The 14,846-nt window shown below is 62.2% G+C and carries 10 protein-coding genes and 2 pseudogenes; 6 read left to right on the forward strand and 6 right to left on the reverse strand.

What is annotated here, in order from left to right; translation table 11 throughout:
• Positions 1-84: 84 nt before the first annotated feature.
• Entirely contained in the window at positions 85-1,323 is a 1,239-nt protein-coding gene (locus ACFRFQ_RS12190; protein WP_378657355.1) for a DUF222 domain-containing protein, read from the reverse strand.
• Positions 1,324-1,490: 167 nt separating this feature from the next.
• Positions 1,491-2,447, reverse strand: a complete 957-nt coding sequence (locus tag ACFRFQ_RS12195; protein WP_378657358.1) for an esterase/lipase family protein — start codon at positions 2,445-2,447, stop codon at positions 1,491-1,493.
• Between the two features lie 274 nt (positions 2,448-2,721).
• Here ACFRFQ_RS12195 and ACFRFQ_RS12200 point away from each other — a divergent pair.
• A pseudogene (locus ACFRFQ_RS12200) lies at positions 2,722-2,784 on the forward strand (hypothetical protein); the annotation flags it as partial.
• Between the two features lie 93 nt (positions 2,785-2,877).
• Here the strand turns inward: ACFRFQ_RS12200 and ACFRFQ_RS12205 are convergent.
• Positions 2,878-3,582, reverse strand: a pseudogene (locus ACFRFQ_RS12205) (phosphatase PAP2 family protein); the annotation flags it as partial.
• A gap of 106 nt (positions 3,583-3,688) precedes the next feature.
• Between ACFRFQ_RS12205 and ACFRFQ_RS12210 the strand changes: the two are divergent.
• Positions 3,689-4,363, forward strand: coding sequence for a response regulator transcription factor (locus tag ACFRFQ_RS12210; RefSeq protein WP_378657452.1), 675 nt, complete (start codon positions 3,689-3,691; stop codon positions 4,361-4,363).
• Between the two features lie 3 nt (positions 4,364-4,366).
• Here ACFRFQ_RS12210 and ACFRFQ_RS12215 read toward each other — a convergent pair whose 3' ends face one another.
• The 3 genes from ACFRFQ_RS12215 to ACFRFQ_RS12225 form a co-directional block, all read right to left on the reverse strand.
• A complete protein-coding gene (locus tag ACFRFQ_RS12215; RefSeq protein ID WP_378657361.1) occupies positions 4,367-5,755 on the reverse strand; it encodes a sensor histidine kinase in 1,389 nt (462 codons plus the stop codon).
• Between the two features lie 85 nt (positions 5,756-5,840).
• Positions 5,841-7,256, reverse strand: coding sequence for a serine hydrolase domain-containing protein (locus tag ACFRFQ_RS12220; protein WP_378657364.1), 1,416 nt, complete (start codon positions 7,254-7,256; stop codon positions 5,841-5,843).
• 2 nt (positions 7,257-7,258) lie between these two features.
• A complete protein-coding gene (locus tag ACFRFQ_RS12225) occupies positions 7,259-10,627 on the reverse strand; it encodes a serine hydrolase (RefSeq protein ID WP_378657367.1) in 3,369 nt (1,122 codons plus the stop codon).
• A 415-nt stretch (positions 10,628-11,042) separates the two neighbouring features.
• Here ACFRFQ_RS12225 and ACFRFQ_RS12230 point away from each other — a divergent pair, with 415 nt between their 5' ends.
• The 4 genes from ACFRFQ_RS12230 to ACFRFQ_RS12245 all read left to right on the forward strand — a co-directional run.
• On the forward strand, positions 11,043-12,203 hold the full coding sequence (locus tag ACFRFQ_RS12230; RefSeq protein ID WP_378657370.1) for a pyridoxal phosphate-dependent aminotransferase: 1,161 nt from the start codon (positions 11,043-11,045) through the stop codon (positions 12,201-12,203).
• 64 nt (positions 12,204-12,267) lie between these two features.
• Complete coding sequence (locus ACFRFQ_RS12235; protein ID WP_378657373.1) at positions 12,268-12,873, forward strand: TetR/AcrR family transcriptional regulator; 606 nt, start codon at positions 12,268-12,270, stop codon at positions 12,871-12,873.
• 40 nt (positions 12,874-12,913) lie between these two features.
• The gene (gene purB / locus ACFRFQ_RS12240; RefSeq protein WP_378657376.1) at positions 12,914-14,335 is read left to right on the forward strand and encodes an adenylosuccinate lyase; all 1,422 of its coding nucleotides are present in this window, start codon (positions 12,914-12,916) and stop codon (positions 14,333-14,335) included.
• 128 nt (positions 14,336-14,463) lie between these two features.
• The coding region (locus ACFRFQ_RS12245) for a helix-turn-helix domain-containing protein (RefSeq protein ID WP_378657379.1) at positions 14,464-14,846 on the forward strand (383 nt) is incomplete at its 3' end.

The following is a 14,846-nucleotide window of genomic DNA, read 5'->3' on the forward strand; positions in this document are numbered from 1 at the left end:
ACAAAAACATCCCAAACCACCCTCACGACCTGGGGGGTCGCCACCGGGGTCTTCTTTGCCCCCGGGCCCCCACGGCTGGGTTTTTCAGGCTGCTGTTGGTGGCGTGTTCCCGGGAACGGGAACTTGATACGGGTCCACCGACATCGGTGGATAGAACCGGGTTTTCCGGTTGTCTCCGATGTCTACTCTCCACTCGGTGTGATGCATCATCCGATGGTGGTGACCGCACAACAAGATCAGATTATCGAGATCCGTGGGGCCGTCGTCGAGCCAGTGAATCAAATGATGGGCGTCGCACCAGCCTGGCGGGGTTCCGCAACCGGGGAAGGCGCAGCCGCCGTCTCGTACGGTGAGGGCTCGCCGCTGCGGGACGGTCGCGAGCCGCGCCTTCATGCCGTGATCGAGGGGAACACCATTGCTATCGAGAAGGATTCGGGTGACTTCACAGTCGCAGGCGAGCATGCGGGCGGTGTCGAGGCTGATGGGGCCGGCCCAGTTGGTGATCGCGTAGCCGAGTTCCTCGGTGGAGGGCAGCAGGTCTTTCAGTGTCTGAAGATCGGTGAGGTCTTTTGCGGTGGCGGTGATCGTCAGGTGCGGTTTCACTCCACCTTCGACGGGGCCGAGGCCGGCGGCTTCGTAGCGGCGCAGCAGTTCACAAAATCCGTCGGCGCGTCGAAGTGCTGGGATACGTTGGTCTTTCACGCCGTCCGTCTCCGGAGTGGGCGCCGACAGCGCGGACAGTAGCGCGATGAGACGGGCACCGTTGACGGCGTCGAGGTCACCTTTGACGGCAACTCGCCCGTACAGGCCACGGGAAGCATAGAACTCGTTGAGTTCGGAGTCCTCACCGGCCGGTACGCCGTCAGCGCGGTTGCCGTACTGCTTCTGGATCCGCCGGATCGCCGCGCGGACGGAATCGCAGTCGGCGACGTTCTTGGAGGCGAGGGTCAGGAGGATGTCGCGGGCCTTCTCGACGTCGACGAGGTTCATGTTCTTGGGTGGGTGCTGGCAGAACTGCGCCACCTGACGCGCCTTCGACGCATCGATATCACCGTCGTGAAAAGACTGCCCGACAACAGGTTCGAGCATGAACAACCGCGCCAGGCCGACCAGCCGGCTGCATTCGCCGATCTCGAGATTCGTAGACTGGTGCAGCCACTGCGCGATGGCGCGGAATCCTCGGCCGCCGAGTGTGTCGCGGGTGAACATCTCGGTGATCATCACAACCATGCGGGACGTCATCTCGTGCCGGGTGCGGGCGAGGTCGAGAACCTCTGTCTTGAGGCCCTCGCCGTCGTATTGCCACGCTTCCCGACTGTCCATGCACTGATTTTAGTCGAACAGGATTTCGATTCCTAGGGGCATAACGGACAGGTTCGACGTTCCTGAACTCGAGAACTGTTTATTTGCACTGCTATTCGGATGTTTGCGTGAATCGATAGACCGAAGGACGTGATCGGACAATGTTGTGCGTGAATCGGACGCGCGAATCAACCCCCGCGAAACGGAGTCACAAATACGCAGGGAACTGGACGGGCGTTTTCCGGATCCAAGGCGCGGAGTACATGACCTGTCGCAACCCGTGATGCCGCAACGGCAAGATGGTCTGAAAAGTCCAGCGAACACTCGTCCTGCACAACGATATTCGTTGCGTTGGGTGCCTCGACAAATCCACTGGTGTACGGGGTCACCAGTTGGTCGTATCGGGTCATGATGTTGGTGTACGTCACGCCTGGCGCGTAGAGGCCGGCAAAACTCCCTGCGTCACTCGCCCAGAGTTTCGCCACGAAATCTGATGCCGGAAGCCCCTGTGGGCAACCAGCGCAGAACGGAATCACTGTCCGTGCGTCGTCGGGAGCGAGATCAAGAATCCACTGGCCGTCTCCGTTCGGACCAGTACCCAGAGTGCCCCTCCAGGCCGGACCCAGTGACACAAATTTATCCACAACGCGCGCTCCGCCAAAGTATTTGACGTAATAATTGCCAACGAGGGTGCCCTCGGAAACGCCCACGATGCTGACCTTCTGCGCGCCTGTGGCAGTGCGAACACGCTCGACGAATTCCCCAACCTCTGCGGCGCTGTCCTCGAGTCGTCCCAGGCCGCCCACCGAATCGAACGGAGTCGGTAGGCTCGCGTTTTCCCCGAACGTCGGCGCAAAAACGCAGTACCCCTCGTTGGCCAGCAACGGTGAAATCGTGGTGAACATATTGAACCGGTTGGCACCCAATCCGTGCAGGAGAACCACAGGCTCTGGATGTGCGGCCGAAGGTATACAGTTCCAATCATTCGAGCCCACTGCGGATCCGTATGGATCGCGGACTGAGTCCTGAACGAAGAGATCATAGGGGACGGGGTACTGAGGCTCAGCTGTCGCAGTGGCGCCGGATGAGCTGATCAATAGTGCCAGGCCGGCCAGTACGACCAGCACGGATCGAAATACCGGCATGCTCACCTCCGTGAATAGCGGACAACTGACGTCACGCTAACTGCCTTTGGTTGACAATGCGGACGAATGATCAATATCTCCGGGTTATGGAATGACCTTGGCTTCAAAGGGGTATGTGGCGTTTGCGACCCTCGCGTCATCGGTATCGGTGGCGGGGAGGGTCTGTCGTCTTCACAAGATGCAGTCCGCATCTACCAAACGTTAATAACGAACCGTTAATAGGCGGATCATGACCGAAACTGCGTTACCCCTCAAGGGAATCCGCGTCCTGGATATGGCAACGGTCCTGGCTGCGCCAGTGACCGCCACGTGCCTCGGCGACTTCGGCGCCGAGGTCGTCAAGGTCGAGGAACCCGGCACAGGTGACTTCATTCGTGGAGGCGGCGAGAGTGAGATGCCGGAACGCCGCGCCGCCGATCGTGACCGCGAGAGTCGCGAGAATTGCGCCGGCAACAACGTCGGTGAACCAGTGCACGCCGAGATACAACCGGGTGAGCGCAACAACAACGGTGACAACGACGGCCGCGAGCATCAGCACACGTTTCACCGTGGGTGTGTGCCCCATGGCGACGAGAAGAACAACGATGCCGATCAATGCCCCAGTTCCGGTGACGTGTCCGGAAGGAAAGGAATGGTTGGTCTCGAGGAGAACCTGAGTAGCTGTGGGAGGCCGCTCGCGAGCGATTATTGCTTTCATGACGGTGCTTGCGATGGCCGCAGAACCGACTGTGCCGACTACAACGAGGCCGGGTATCACCGACCGCGCCTGCCATGAGAGGTAGGCGCCGGCTCCGACGCCGAGAATAGCTGTAGCAGCCGGACTTCCGAGATCCGTCACGGCAACTGCAATCTGGTTGAGACCGTGGCTTCGATGCGCGACCATCCAATCCGTCACCGGGCCGTCGAACCCGGTCAACCATCCGTTGTCGGCCACCGAGACGGACAGGGTCACCAGCGCAAGAACCAATCCGATTCCGCGGATGACGCCCCCGCGGAGTGTCGACGATTGATAGATCGAACCGAAGGCGAACAGGGCGGCTGCCACGATGACGGCAGTCACCGCGATCTCCGCGCTGGAGCTCTCGGTCAACACTTCGGTGACCGCGGTCCGCGCGGCCGACACAATTTCAGGCATGGCCCGAAGTCTGCCGAGACGATGCTGAAGAAACGCTGAATGCACATTCGGTAACAGTGTGGGATCTGATCTACTGGTTTCGGTATCGACGGAAATGGGGCGTGTGGTGCGAGTGCTGGTGGTCGAGGACGAGGTGCGTCTGGCCGAGACGATTCGTCGGGGCCTGGTCGCCGAGGGCTTTGTGACCACCGTCGAACACAATGGTGAAGACGGGTTTGTCACGGCCTGTGGGGACGAATTCGACGTGATAGTTCTCGACATCATGTTGCCGGGGAAGCACGGTTACGACATTGTGCGTGACTTGCGGGCGCGTGAGGTCTGGACCCCGATTCTCATGCTGTCGGCAAAGGACGGCGAATACGACCTCGCCGATGCATTCGACCTCGGTGCCGACGACTACCTGGTCAAGCCCTTCTCGTTTGTCGTGCTTCTCGCTCGGCTGCGCGCACTGGTACGTCGTGGTGCTCCGCAACGTCCGGCGATACTCACCGAAGGCGACCTGACACTCGACCCGGCGAAACATCTGGTCAGCCGAGCGGGAAGCGAATTGACGCTGACGCCACGGGAGTACAGCGTTCTCGAGTTCCTGATGCGCAACAACGGAGTTGTGGTCACGAAGACCGAGATCGTTCGGTCCGTGTGGGACAGCAATTACGAGGGTGACGAGAACATCGTCGAGGTCTATATCGGTTACTTACGTAAGAAGGTCGACCTCCCGTTCGGAACCCACAGCATCGAAACGGTCCGAGGTGTCGGGTACCGCTTTGTCGGCACTGCCTGATCATCAGTCGTTCGGTAGCGGAATCGTCACCTCGAATCGACTTCCACCGCCTGCTCTCTCGTTGACGGAGATGGTTCCGTGATGCGCCGCAACGATTTCCGACGCGATAGCGAGTCCAAGTCCGGACCCACCGCCCTGTCTCGACCGTGGCTGGTCCAGACGGACGAAGCGTCCGAAGATTCGTTCGCGTTCTGCTGCAGGGATTCCAGGCCCGTCGTCCTCGATCATGATGTGGGCTTCGTGGCCGGCCTCGGAGCACTCGAGATGCACGAGGGTCTCAGCGTGCCGCACTGCGTTGTCGACAAGGTTTCGCACCATACGCGCCAACGCTCTCGGGTCTCCGGAGACGCGAACCGGAGCAACGGTGGCGGTGGCCGCGATCTCGGAGATACCGTCGATTCTCTTTTGCTCGGCGAACAGAATGTCGTCGAGGTCGACGTCGACGACGGTACCGATGGATTCGAGTTCGCTTTCGTCCGAGCGCGCGAGAATCAACAGATCCTCGATCAATTGCCGCATTCGGCGCGCCTCGGGGAGTAGCGCGTCTTCGATCAACGCGTCGTCGAGGAGGTCCGGGCGTCGGTGTGCCAGTTCGAGAGCCGTCGTGATCGTGGACAGCGGACTGCGCAACTCGTGTGAGGCGTCGCTGACAAATCGTTGTTGAGCAAGTGCACCTTCGTCGAGGCGCGCCAGCATGTCATTCATTGTTGTTGCCAGCCGGGCTATCTCGTCGTTCCCGGACGGGACAGGCACTCGTTCACCTTGACGCCCACTCGAAATCGACGCTACCCGAGCGCGGATGCGTTCGACGGGAGCGAGGGCCGAACCGACAAGGCGGTAGGTGGCAAACGCTGCCAGCCCCAGGACCAGGGGTCCGACGATGGCTAGCAGAACGGCAACGGTCGTCACCACGGTTTCAACCGGTTCGCGGTCGGCGCCGACGAAGACGGTGACCGGTCCGGTCGGCGTCTGGGCGCCTCGCCCGATCAGCCAATAGTCCTCGTCGTCGGACTTCTTGACCCTTCCATAGGCATCCGACTCGTCAGGGCCGAGAGTGCGTTCAGACAGTAGGTCGCTGTCAGTTCCAGGAGATTGGGCGACTATTCGGTGATCGGCGTCGACGATCTGCACGATTCCGATCTGGCTGTCGGTGGACAGAAGCGAGGGGTCGAGATCGGCTGGGCTTTTTCCCGTAAGTTGCTGGACCAACTGTGTGGCGCGAGCTTCGGAGCTGTTCAGTGCGGACAGATGCAGGGAGTTCGCCAGTACGAAAACCAGTGCAAGCCCGGCGATCACCAAGCAGAAGGCAATCACGAGTGTCGATGCCACGGTTGTCCGGGCACGCACGCTCCACCGGGACGGGTGCAGAATCGATTCGCCGATGACGTTCATGGCGTTCAGTCTGTACCTTCGCGGCTGTGGATATACAAAGACGGGTGACGCGGTCCTGTTCGGACCGCGTCACCCGTCTACAGGATCAAGCCACTCGCTTGGCGGTGCGGCCGCCGAATTCGAGCATCACGGCGCGTCCGGTGTCGTCGGTGACGAAGCGTCCCAACGCCCGGGTGGTGTCGGCGCGAGCAGCGAAGTCACGGTCGTTGAGGAAGGCGATCGGGATCGCCGGCGGCCAGACGATGTCCTCGTATTCACCGAGGTCTTGCGCGCTGCCCATCCGGATGCCGATTCCTTCGTCACCGGGGGCGACGGTCATCGTCAGCGAGCCTGCCTGATACTTGCCCAGGACTGCGTCGACGGCAGCGGGTTCGGGTTCGACCACGTCGAGGGATGCCGGCGCGGGTAGTTCAGTGAGGTTGGCCATGCACCAGTCGACGATCTTCTTGCCGATTCCGCCGCCGAGCGCGTTGGTGAGCACGGTGACGGCGAAATTCTTCTCGGGCACCGTCATGAACTCGGAGACCTGGAGATTGCTGACGTTTCCACCGTGCCGGACGACCTGCGTGGTTCCGTACCGAGTCAGTAGCCATCCCAGACCGACTTCCTCGAACATCATCGCTGCCGGACGCTGAGGCTTCTGCATCAGCAACCGGGTGGACTCGTCGAGTGGCCGGCCCTCGCCGGGGTGTTCGCCGGACAGTGCGTAGCGTGCCCAGACGAGTTGATCGCGTACCGAGGACCACATTCCGCCGCAAGGGATCATGCCGCGGTCGAGTCCGGTTTCGTTGGACACGAACGGCACACCGTCGCGGATGTAGTGGCCGAGTGCAAACCGGTGGGTCATCACGTCCCAGGGCAGGAAGGCCGAGTTCTTCATTTCGAGGGGGTCGAGAACGCGTTGCTTGACCAGCTCTTCGAAGGTCAGTCCGCTGATCTTGGCCACGACGTGTCCGGCGAGAACGAAGCCGGAGTTGCTGTAGGAGAAGACTTCTCCGACCGGGAATTCTTGTCGCAGCTCGTTCAGCCGCGACACCGAGCGCCCCAGTGCGTCTTCGCCCCAGCCTGCCGAGAGGCCGGCGTCGCCGGTGAATCCGCCGGTGTGGGTGAGGAGATGACGCATCGTGACTGTGCGCGTGGCTGTTTCGTCGGCGAAGGTCAGTTCGGGGACGTACTCGATCAACGGGGTGTCGAGATCGAGCAGACCGTCCTCGACGAGTGCCATCGCGGCTGTTGCAGCAAACACCTTTGTGGTGGAGCCGATCATGAACATTGTCTTGTCGGTGACCGGGAGCTGGGTGTCGACGCTTTCGATGCCGCTGGTGACGACGATGTCCTTGTCACCGTGCACGATGCCGACCGAGACGCCGGGGATGTTCGCCTCGACCCTCCACTGATCGACGAGTTCTTGAAGCTGTTCTTGCATCTTTGATTCCTCGAGTTCGCTGGCGTTCTGTGTTTCGGCGTTCTGTGTTTCCGTCATCGTATGTGTATCGGTCATGGTCACGCGTTAACCCTTGGTAGGAAGCGGAATCCGACGTACACGCCGTCTCGGTGCGGACGTACCGTCGTCCAACCGGCGGCGCCGGGTTGACGGGTGGTCCAGGTTCCCGGGATCTGAGACGGTACGAGAGTGGCTGCCGTTGAAGGCTTCTTCGGTGCTGCATCGTCTTCCTCGGGCTTCGGGATCACGTCGCCGATGACGGTGATCACGGCTTCGTCAGCGGACTCTCCGCGACGGAATTCGATTGCTATTCCGCCTGAGCTGTACTTGCCCAGAACCGAATCCGGAATCGACTTCCCACTTGCGGGGCGCGGGGCGAGGGCTTGCGGGGGTTCGAGTCCGACCAACGCGGCTGCGGCTTCGGTGAAGAGATCGCGATAGAGGCCGTCGGCTTTGCCGCCGCTGGTCAGCAGCGCGATGGCGACATTGTGGCGGGGGAAGATGCGCAGATATGCGTGCTGGCCGATGGTGCTGCCGTCGTGTCCGAAAATCTCTTCGCCCGACCAGTTTTCGTGGAACCAGCCGAGGCCCCAGCCTGACTTGTCCGGGAACAGTTCGCTGATGTCGATCTCGGGTGTACGCATCGCGGCGGCTGATTCTTCCGACACGATTCGCACGCCGCCGACGCTCTGTCCTTCGAGAAGGCCGAGTTCCGCGAACGTGAGTAGATCTCCGATGCTGGCAGTGATGCAGCCGGCCGGCCCCATCGAGCGCGTGATCGGCCACACGGGCATCACGACGGAGTTCTCCGTATGGCCTGCTGCCACAGAGTATCTCGGAGCATCTCCGGTCAACGTGAGTGTGTGCTCGAGGCCGAGCGGATCGATGATCCGCTCCTTGAGGATGTCGTCCCAGATTCCTCCGCGGAGAACCTCGACGATACGAGCTGCAAGGACGTACGCGGAGTTCGAGTACGCGAAGCCGTCCTCGAGTGGATGAACCTGACGGAAGTCACGCAGGCCCTCGACGTAGCGTTCGACGACGTCGTCGCCGCGACCCTTGTCGATGAACAGGTCGCCGTCGATTCCGTTGCGATGGTTCAGAAGTGCGCGAACCGTGATGCGGGCAGCCGTTTCCTCGTCCTGCAGTGCGAAGTCGGGCAGGATCGACCGGACGGTCGCGTCCAGGTGGAGCAAGCCTTCGTCGACCAGCTGCATGACCAGCATCGCGGTCCATACCTTCGTGATGGATCCGATCTGGAACAGGGAGTCGGTGGATACCTCTACCCCGGTGTCTGCATTGATCACGCCGGAAGCCACCGTCGTACGGGTGATTTCCTTGCCACTGGAATCGAGTGTGAGAATACCGAATTGGGCACCGGTGACGCCGTAACGCTCACGCAGTACGTTCAGTGAACGCTTCCACGCGTCGGCTCCGGCTGATGCGTTGGCCAGGCCGGTCTTGGGCAGCTTCGCCGAGGTGTATCGCTTGACCCACTCGATGAGCCGTGTGCTGTAGTCGATTCGGTGCGAGATCGAACCGTTGACGAGGAAACCGTGGCTTGCACCGGGATACGCCACCAGACGGGTGGGGACATGCTGCTGGCGCAGTGCGGCGAACCAGGCCTCGGCCTGACCCAGCGGGCACCGCTCGTCCGACTTTCCGTGCAGGATCAGCGTCGGAGTCACCACGTTCTTCACGGCGGCGAGGGGCGAGGCAGCCAGGAGTTTGGCGGAGTTCTCGGGGACAGTCGTTCCGGTGGCCAGTGAGGCGAGGTGCGGACCGAAATCGCAGACTCCGGCCATGGCGTTGAAATCGCAGATCAGCCCGCCGGCCACCGCCGCGGCAAAGCGATCGGTCTGTGAGGTGAGGTGACAGGTGCTGTATCCGCCGTAGCTGTACCCGGTGATCGCCAGTCGGTCCCCGTCGACAAGTCCTTCGGCGACAAGAGCATCGATCGGCTCGAGGAAGTCAGCTTGGTCCGAGGTGCCCCAGGCGCCGTTGACGGCGTACATGAAGTCCTCGCCGTACCCGTCTGATCCACGTGGATTGAGGGTCAGGATGCGCCAACCCTGCGCTGCGAGAACCTGGTGGGCGGGGTGATAGGTGTCGGCAACGCCCGTCCATGCGTTGTGCGGTCCACCGTGAACGTCGAGCAGAAGTGGTGCGGCGCCATCGGTTTCGGGAGCGGACAGCAACCAACCGTGCACGGTACGGCCGTCGGAGATGGTGAACTCGCGTTCCTCGGCGGCAAACAGGGTCACCTCGGGAAGTGCTTCTGCGGTGAAGCTTGTCAGCGTGGTGACGGCGCCGCTGTCCAGATCGACGAGTGCGACCTCACCGAAGGATTGCTGCGTGGTGACGATGACGGAGGCGACGCGCGCATCACGGGCAACGGAGAGTGCCGAGACGACCTCGTTGGGATTGGCGACGAGGGAGCGAGAGGTGCCGGTTTCGACGTCGACGGCGTACAGATGCGTCCATCCACGATCGCGGAGGCAGAACACGATCTCGTCGCCGGTATTCGACAGTGCCGGTGTGCCACCGGGGTAACCGGGCGCGCCGGGCATCACGTTGCGATCGAGATGAGCGGTGAGGGTGACGTCGATCGGTGTCTCGGTTGGGCCGGGGACGGACAGACGGATCAGGTCTGCAGTTCCGACACGGACCTCGGGAGTGCCGATCGCGACAACCGAATCTCCGTTCGGGTGCCAGAGTGTGGAGCCCTGCACTCCGGTGGCGTGACCGAGTTGCTGCGGCGGAACCGACAGATCGTCGACGAGGATGCGGTAGGCACTGAACGTGAGGTTCAGATCGCTGTCCGGTTCCAGATTTGCTGTGAAGGCGAGAGCCTTGCCGTCCGGTGACCAGGACGGAACGTCTGCATTCCAATCACCGTCGGTGAGCCGTCGAACTGCCTTCGGCTCCAGCTCGACGGTGTGCAGGTGGCGTCGGAAGGTGCCGAGCCAACCGGCACCGTCCACCTTGTATCCGAGTCGGTCGGTGACGATGGGCGCGTTCGGATCGGTGGAGTCCGAACGTGAGACCACAGCGGCGAAGGCAATGACTTTTCCGTCAGGGCTCCAGGCCGCTGCGCCGGCACCGAGGGGGAGTGATGCTGCTGTGGTGAGGGTTTCGGCCTCGCCGCCGGCGAGCGGGATCAGGTGCAACTGTGCGGAGTCGTCGACCTTACGGAGGAAGGCGATCGAGGTTCCATCCGGAGAGAACCGCGGGGCTGAATCCGCGGGTCCCGCAGTGAGGCGGCGAGCCTGGGAATCGCGGGACACTGCCCAGAGCGATGTAGTTGCCTTTCCGGCAACTATTTCCGAGCGGACGAAGACGACCACGGTGCCGTCGGGAGAGAGTGCGGTTTCAGTGGGTGTGACCACACGGTGGAGGTCGTCGAGAACAAATGGACGGTCAGTCATGTAGATCCTTCGAATCGGAGAAATAGATGCAGCAGTGAATCGTTTGTGTAGGTGTTGACCATCTGTGTTGCGATCAGGTTGGTGATCAGGGGATGCAGATTGCCGGGATCGGCGTTCACAATCGACGTGAAACTGCCGTCCTTTGCTAGTCGCCGGAAGAATTGCCACCTTGATCAGAGGTGCTTGCGCACGAGGCAACGGTCAGAACGTCGATTGTGACCAGAGCCGTAGTGGACACTGAGCGAGCTTTCATCTGATGCCCCTTGTGATCGAAGGATGTCGTTGATCAATGTTGCGCGAGCGACGTGGCCCAGGTCTCGTTTGATCGACTCATGCTGAGCGCCTGAATCTGTCGGATCGTCACAACGGGTGGTCGTCGTTTCTGGCAGAACCACCGTTCGGCTACCGTCGAGGTGTGCGCTCAGAATCTCGTCGATCGAACATCCAGACCTTCCACGTCATGGACGTGTGGAAAGCCGCCACCGAACGTCAGCGGACTCATGGTGACGTCCTGACGTTGGCGGCCGGCCAGCCGTCGACGCCGGCACCCGCCCCGGTGCTGGCGGCAACGCGCGAGATTCTCGGCACCGAACTGCTGGGATACACCGAGACGTTCGGCATTCTCCCGCTCCGCGAAGCCATCGCCGGGTACCACTCGGAGAGTTCGGGGATTACCGTCGACGCCGATGACGTGGTCGTCACCACTGGATCTTCGGGCGCATTCACCTTGTTGTTCCTGGCGGCATTCGACGAAGGCGATACCGTCGTCGTTGCGCGTCCGGGCTACCCGGCCTACCGCAATACGCTTGCGGCGCTGGGATGCAACGTCGTAGAACTCGATTGTGGGCCGGCCACGAGGTACCAGCCGACCGTCGAGATGCTCGACGCGCTGCCGACTCCGCCGGCTGGACTGATCGTTGCGAGCCCCGCCAACCCGACGGGTACCGTCATCGCACCGGAAGAGCTTGCCGCGCTGGCGAAGTGGTGCGACAAGAACGGAACACTGCTGATTTCCGACGAGATCTATCACGGCATCGGTTACGGCGATCAGCACACGTCGAGTGCCTGGGAAACGTCCCGCGAATCCGTGGTCGTCGGCTCCGTGTCCAAGTACTTCTCCATGACGGGATGGCGTCTCGGCTGGATGCTGGTTCCTACGTACCTGCGTCGCCCGCTGCAGAGACTCGCGTCGAACATGACCGTGTGCCCGCCCGCAATTTCGCAGTACGCCGCGATCGAAGCGTTCTCGGCGGAAGCGAAGGTCGAACTGGACGGCCACGTCGAGCGGTATGCGCTCAATCGTGAACTTTTGCTGACCGGTCTGCCGAAGCTCGGCATCACCGAACTAGCTCCCGCAGACGGCGCCTTTTACGTGTACGCCGATATCGGGCATCTGTGCGGCGAGGAGGGCGCCACTGCCTGGTGCTCACGGTTGCTGACAGATACCGGAGTCGCGCTCGCGCCGGGAATCGACTTCGACACGGTGCACGGAAATCGGATGGTTCGCCTCTCGTTCGCCGGTGCCACCGCTGATATCGAAGAGGCGCTGCGACGCCTCGAAACGTGGCTCACGTAACAATCAACAGGACGTTCGGGCTGTTTTCCGGTGCCGACGCTGCAGAAACTGGCACGATGGAAATGTGTCGGGAGCAGCAACACCCAAGGGAGCAAAACGTCGCCAAGCGTTGGTGGCGTCTGCTGCTGAGCTTTTGCTGGAGGGTGGATTCGACGCGGTTCGTCACCGTGCGGTCGCTGCCAGGGCCGGTCTTCCGTTGGCCTCGACTACCTATTACTTCGACTCACTCGACGATCTGATTGCGTGCGCCGTCGAGTTGAACGGCAATGCAGACATGGATGCCGTGCGGGCCCGCGTTGCCACGGTGACTCAGCGTCGCCGGGGATCGGAATCCACGGTCGACCTGTTGGTGGAGGTTCTGCTCGGCGAGGACGAGAAGCGACCGGAGAGCCGGGAGCGATTGATCGCGCGATACGAGAGATTTGTGGCGTGCGCCCGCCATCCGGCACTGCGTGAGGTGCAATTGCGACTGCGCGCGCAACTGGACGAGGCGCTCACCGAGGCATTGGCACGGTCAGGTCGGACCAGTTCCGAAGGGCAGCTGCGTCGCCTGGTCGCGATGGTCGACGGCGCTATGATCTCGGCGCTGGGGGAGTACGACCCCGATCCGCGTGGGTTGGCGCGCGGAATGCTACTCGAATCCATCGACGTGATGGCCCCACCTGCGTAGGGGTAACAGCACTGTTCACGCACCGTTAGACTGAGGCCTCGTGAGCCGCATCCCGAATGTCCTTGCCAACCGTTACGCCAGCCCGGAGCTTGCAGCTCTGTGGTCTCCCGAGCACAAGATCGTGCTCGAACGACAGCTGTGGGTGGCGGTGTTGCGGGCACAGGCAGAGCTGGGCATCGACATTCCGGCCGACGCTATCGCCGACTACGAGCGGGTCATCGACAACGTCGACCTGGGTTCGATCGCGGATCGTGAGCGCGTCACCCGGCACGACGTGAAGGCTCGTATCGAGGAGTTCAACGCTCTCGCCGGTCACGAGCAGGTTCACAAGGGCATGACCAGCCGCGACCTCACCGAGAACGTCGAGCAGTTGCAGATCGTCCGCTCACTCGAGCACGTCTACAGCCACGGCATCGCCGTCGCTGCCCGTCTGGGTGAGCGTGCTGCCGAGTACTCGTCCATCGTGATGGCCGGACGCTCACACAACGTCGCAGCTCAGGCGACCACCCTGGGTAAGCGTTTTGCTTCCGCGGCCGACGAACTGCTGGTCGGCTTGACCCGTCTGCGTGAGCTGATCGACCGTTACCCGCTACGCGGAATCAAGGGCCCGATGGGCACGGCTCAGGACATGCTCGACCTCTTGGACGGTGATGCCGCGAAGCTCGAGCAGCTCGAGACCAAGGTTGCCGAACACCTCGGATTCACGAAGGTTCTCACCAGCGTCGGCCAGATCTACCCGCGCTCGCTCGACCACGACGTCATCTCCGCACTCGTTCAGGTTGGTGCGGCCCCGTCGTCGTTCGCCCACACCATCCGTCTGATGGCCGGCCACGAACTGGTGACCGAGGGCTTCCAGCCCGGCCAGGTCGGCAGCTCCGCGATGCCGCACAAGATGAACACCCGCTCGTGCGAGCGCGTCAACGGCCTGCAGGTCATCCTGCGCGGCTACGGCTCGATGGCTGCCGAGATGGCGGGCGCTCAGTGGAACGAAGGCGACGTCTTCTGCTCCGTAATCCGTCGTGTTGCACTGCCTGACGCGTTCTTCGCGATCGACGGCATGTTCGAAACCTTCCTGACCGTGCTGGCAGAAATGGGCGCGTACCCGGCCGTCATCGAGAAGGAACTGACGCGCTACCTGCCGTTCCTCGCGACGACGCGCGTCCTCATGGCAGCGGTTCGCGCCGGTGTGGGGCGCGAGACCGCACACGAAGCCATCAAGGAGAACGCCGTCGCCGTGGCACTCGCTATGCGCGAAGAGGGCAAGGAACCCGATCTGCTCGATCGTCTCGCTGCGGACGATCGCCTTCCGCTGGACCGTGCCGCTCTCGACGAGGCACTCGCGGACAAGGCGGCCTTCATCGGTGCCGCGTCGGCTCAGGTCGATGCCGTTGTGGCCGAGGTGCAGAAACTGGTCGACGCCAATCCGGAAGCTGCGGCATACTCGCCGTCGCCGATTCTCTAGAGGCTCTGCTGTGCGCCTTTATTAACCGCGGGCGGTTGGCAGATTCGGGTGGTTGTCGCAACGTGCCTGATCATTAACGGGTGATGGTGTTGATGGTGGGTCGTCCTGCGTATTCGCATGAGGTTCGGATGACGTTCTGGTCGTTGCGCAGTGCTGGTGTCACGGTCAAGGCTGCTGCGGCGGCGGTCGAGGTCAGTGAGGGTACCGGTTGGAACTGGGTACGTGAACGCGGCGGTGTGCGCCCTCGGGTGACACCGCCGCCGAGCGGGAGGTATCTCTCGATTCTCGAGCGGGAGTTTATTGCCGACTACACCCGCGACGGGTGGACGTTGACGGCCATCGCGAACGCTCTGGGCCGGGCGGTGTCGACGATCAGTCGTGAGTTGCGACGTCACAAGTACTTTCGTGGCAGATATCTCCCACATCAGGCGGATCGAGATGCGCGGGTGAACGCGCGGCGACCGAAACCGTCGAAACTCGAGGTCAACGTCCGCCTGCGCGGCGCGGTGCA

The organism is Rhodococcus sp. NPDC056743, assembly GCF_042790355.1.
Lineage (GTDB): Bacteria > Actinomycetota > Actinomycetes > Mycobacteriales > Mycobacteriaceae > Rhodococcus_F.

Excerpts from the sequence above, each read along its gene's own strand:
- ACFRFQ_RS12190 (WP_378657355.1), bottom strand. The coding sequence starts at position 1,323 with ATGGACAGTCGGGAAGCGTGGCAATACGACGGCGAGGGCCTCAAGACA.
- ACFRFQ_RS12195 (WP_378657358.1), bottom strand. The coding sequence starts at position 2,447 with ATGCCGGTATTTCGATCCGTGCTGGTCGTACTGGCCGGCCTGGCACTA.
- ACFRFQ_RS12215 (WP_378657361.1), bottom strand. The coding sequence starts at position 5,755 with ATGAACGTCATCGGCGAATCGATTCTGCACCCGTCCCGGTGGAGCGTG.
- ACFRFQ_RS12220 (WP_378657364.1), bottom strand. The coding sequence starts at position 7,256 with ATGACCGATACACATACGATGACGGAAACACAGAACGCCGAAACACAG.
- ACFRFQ_RS12225 (WP_378657367.1), bottom strand. The coding sequence starts at position 10,627 with ATGACTGACCGTCCATTTGTTCTCGACGACCTCCACCGTGTGGTCACA.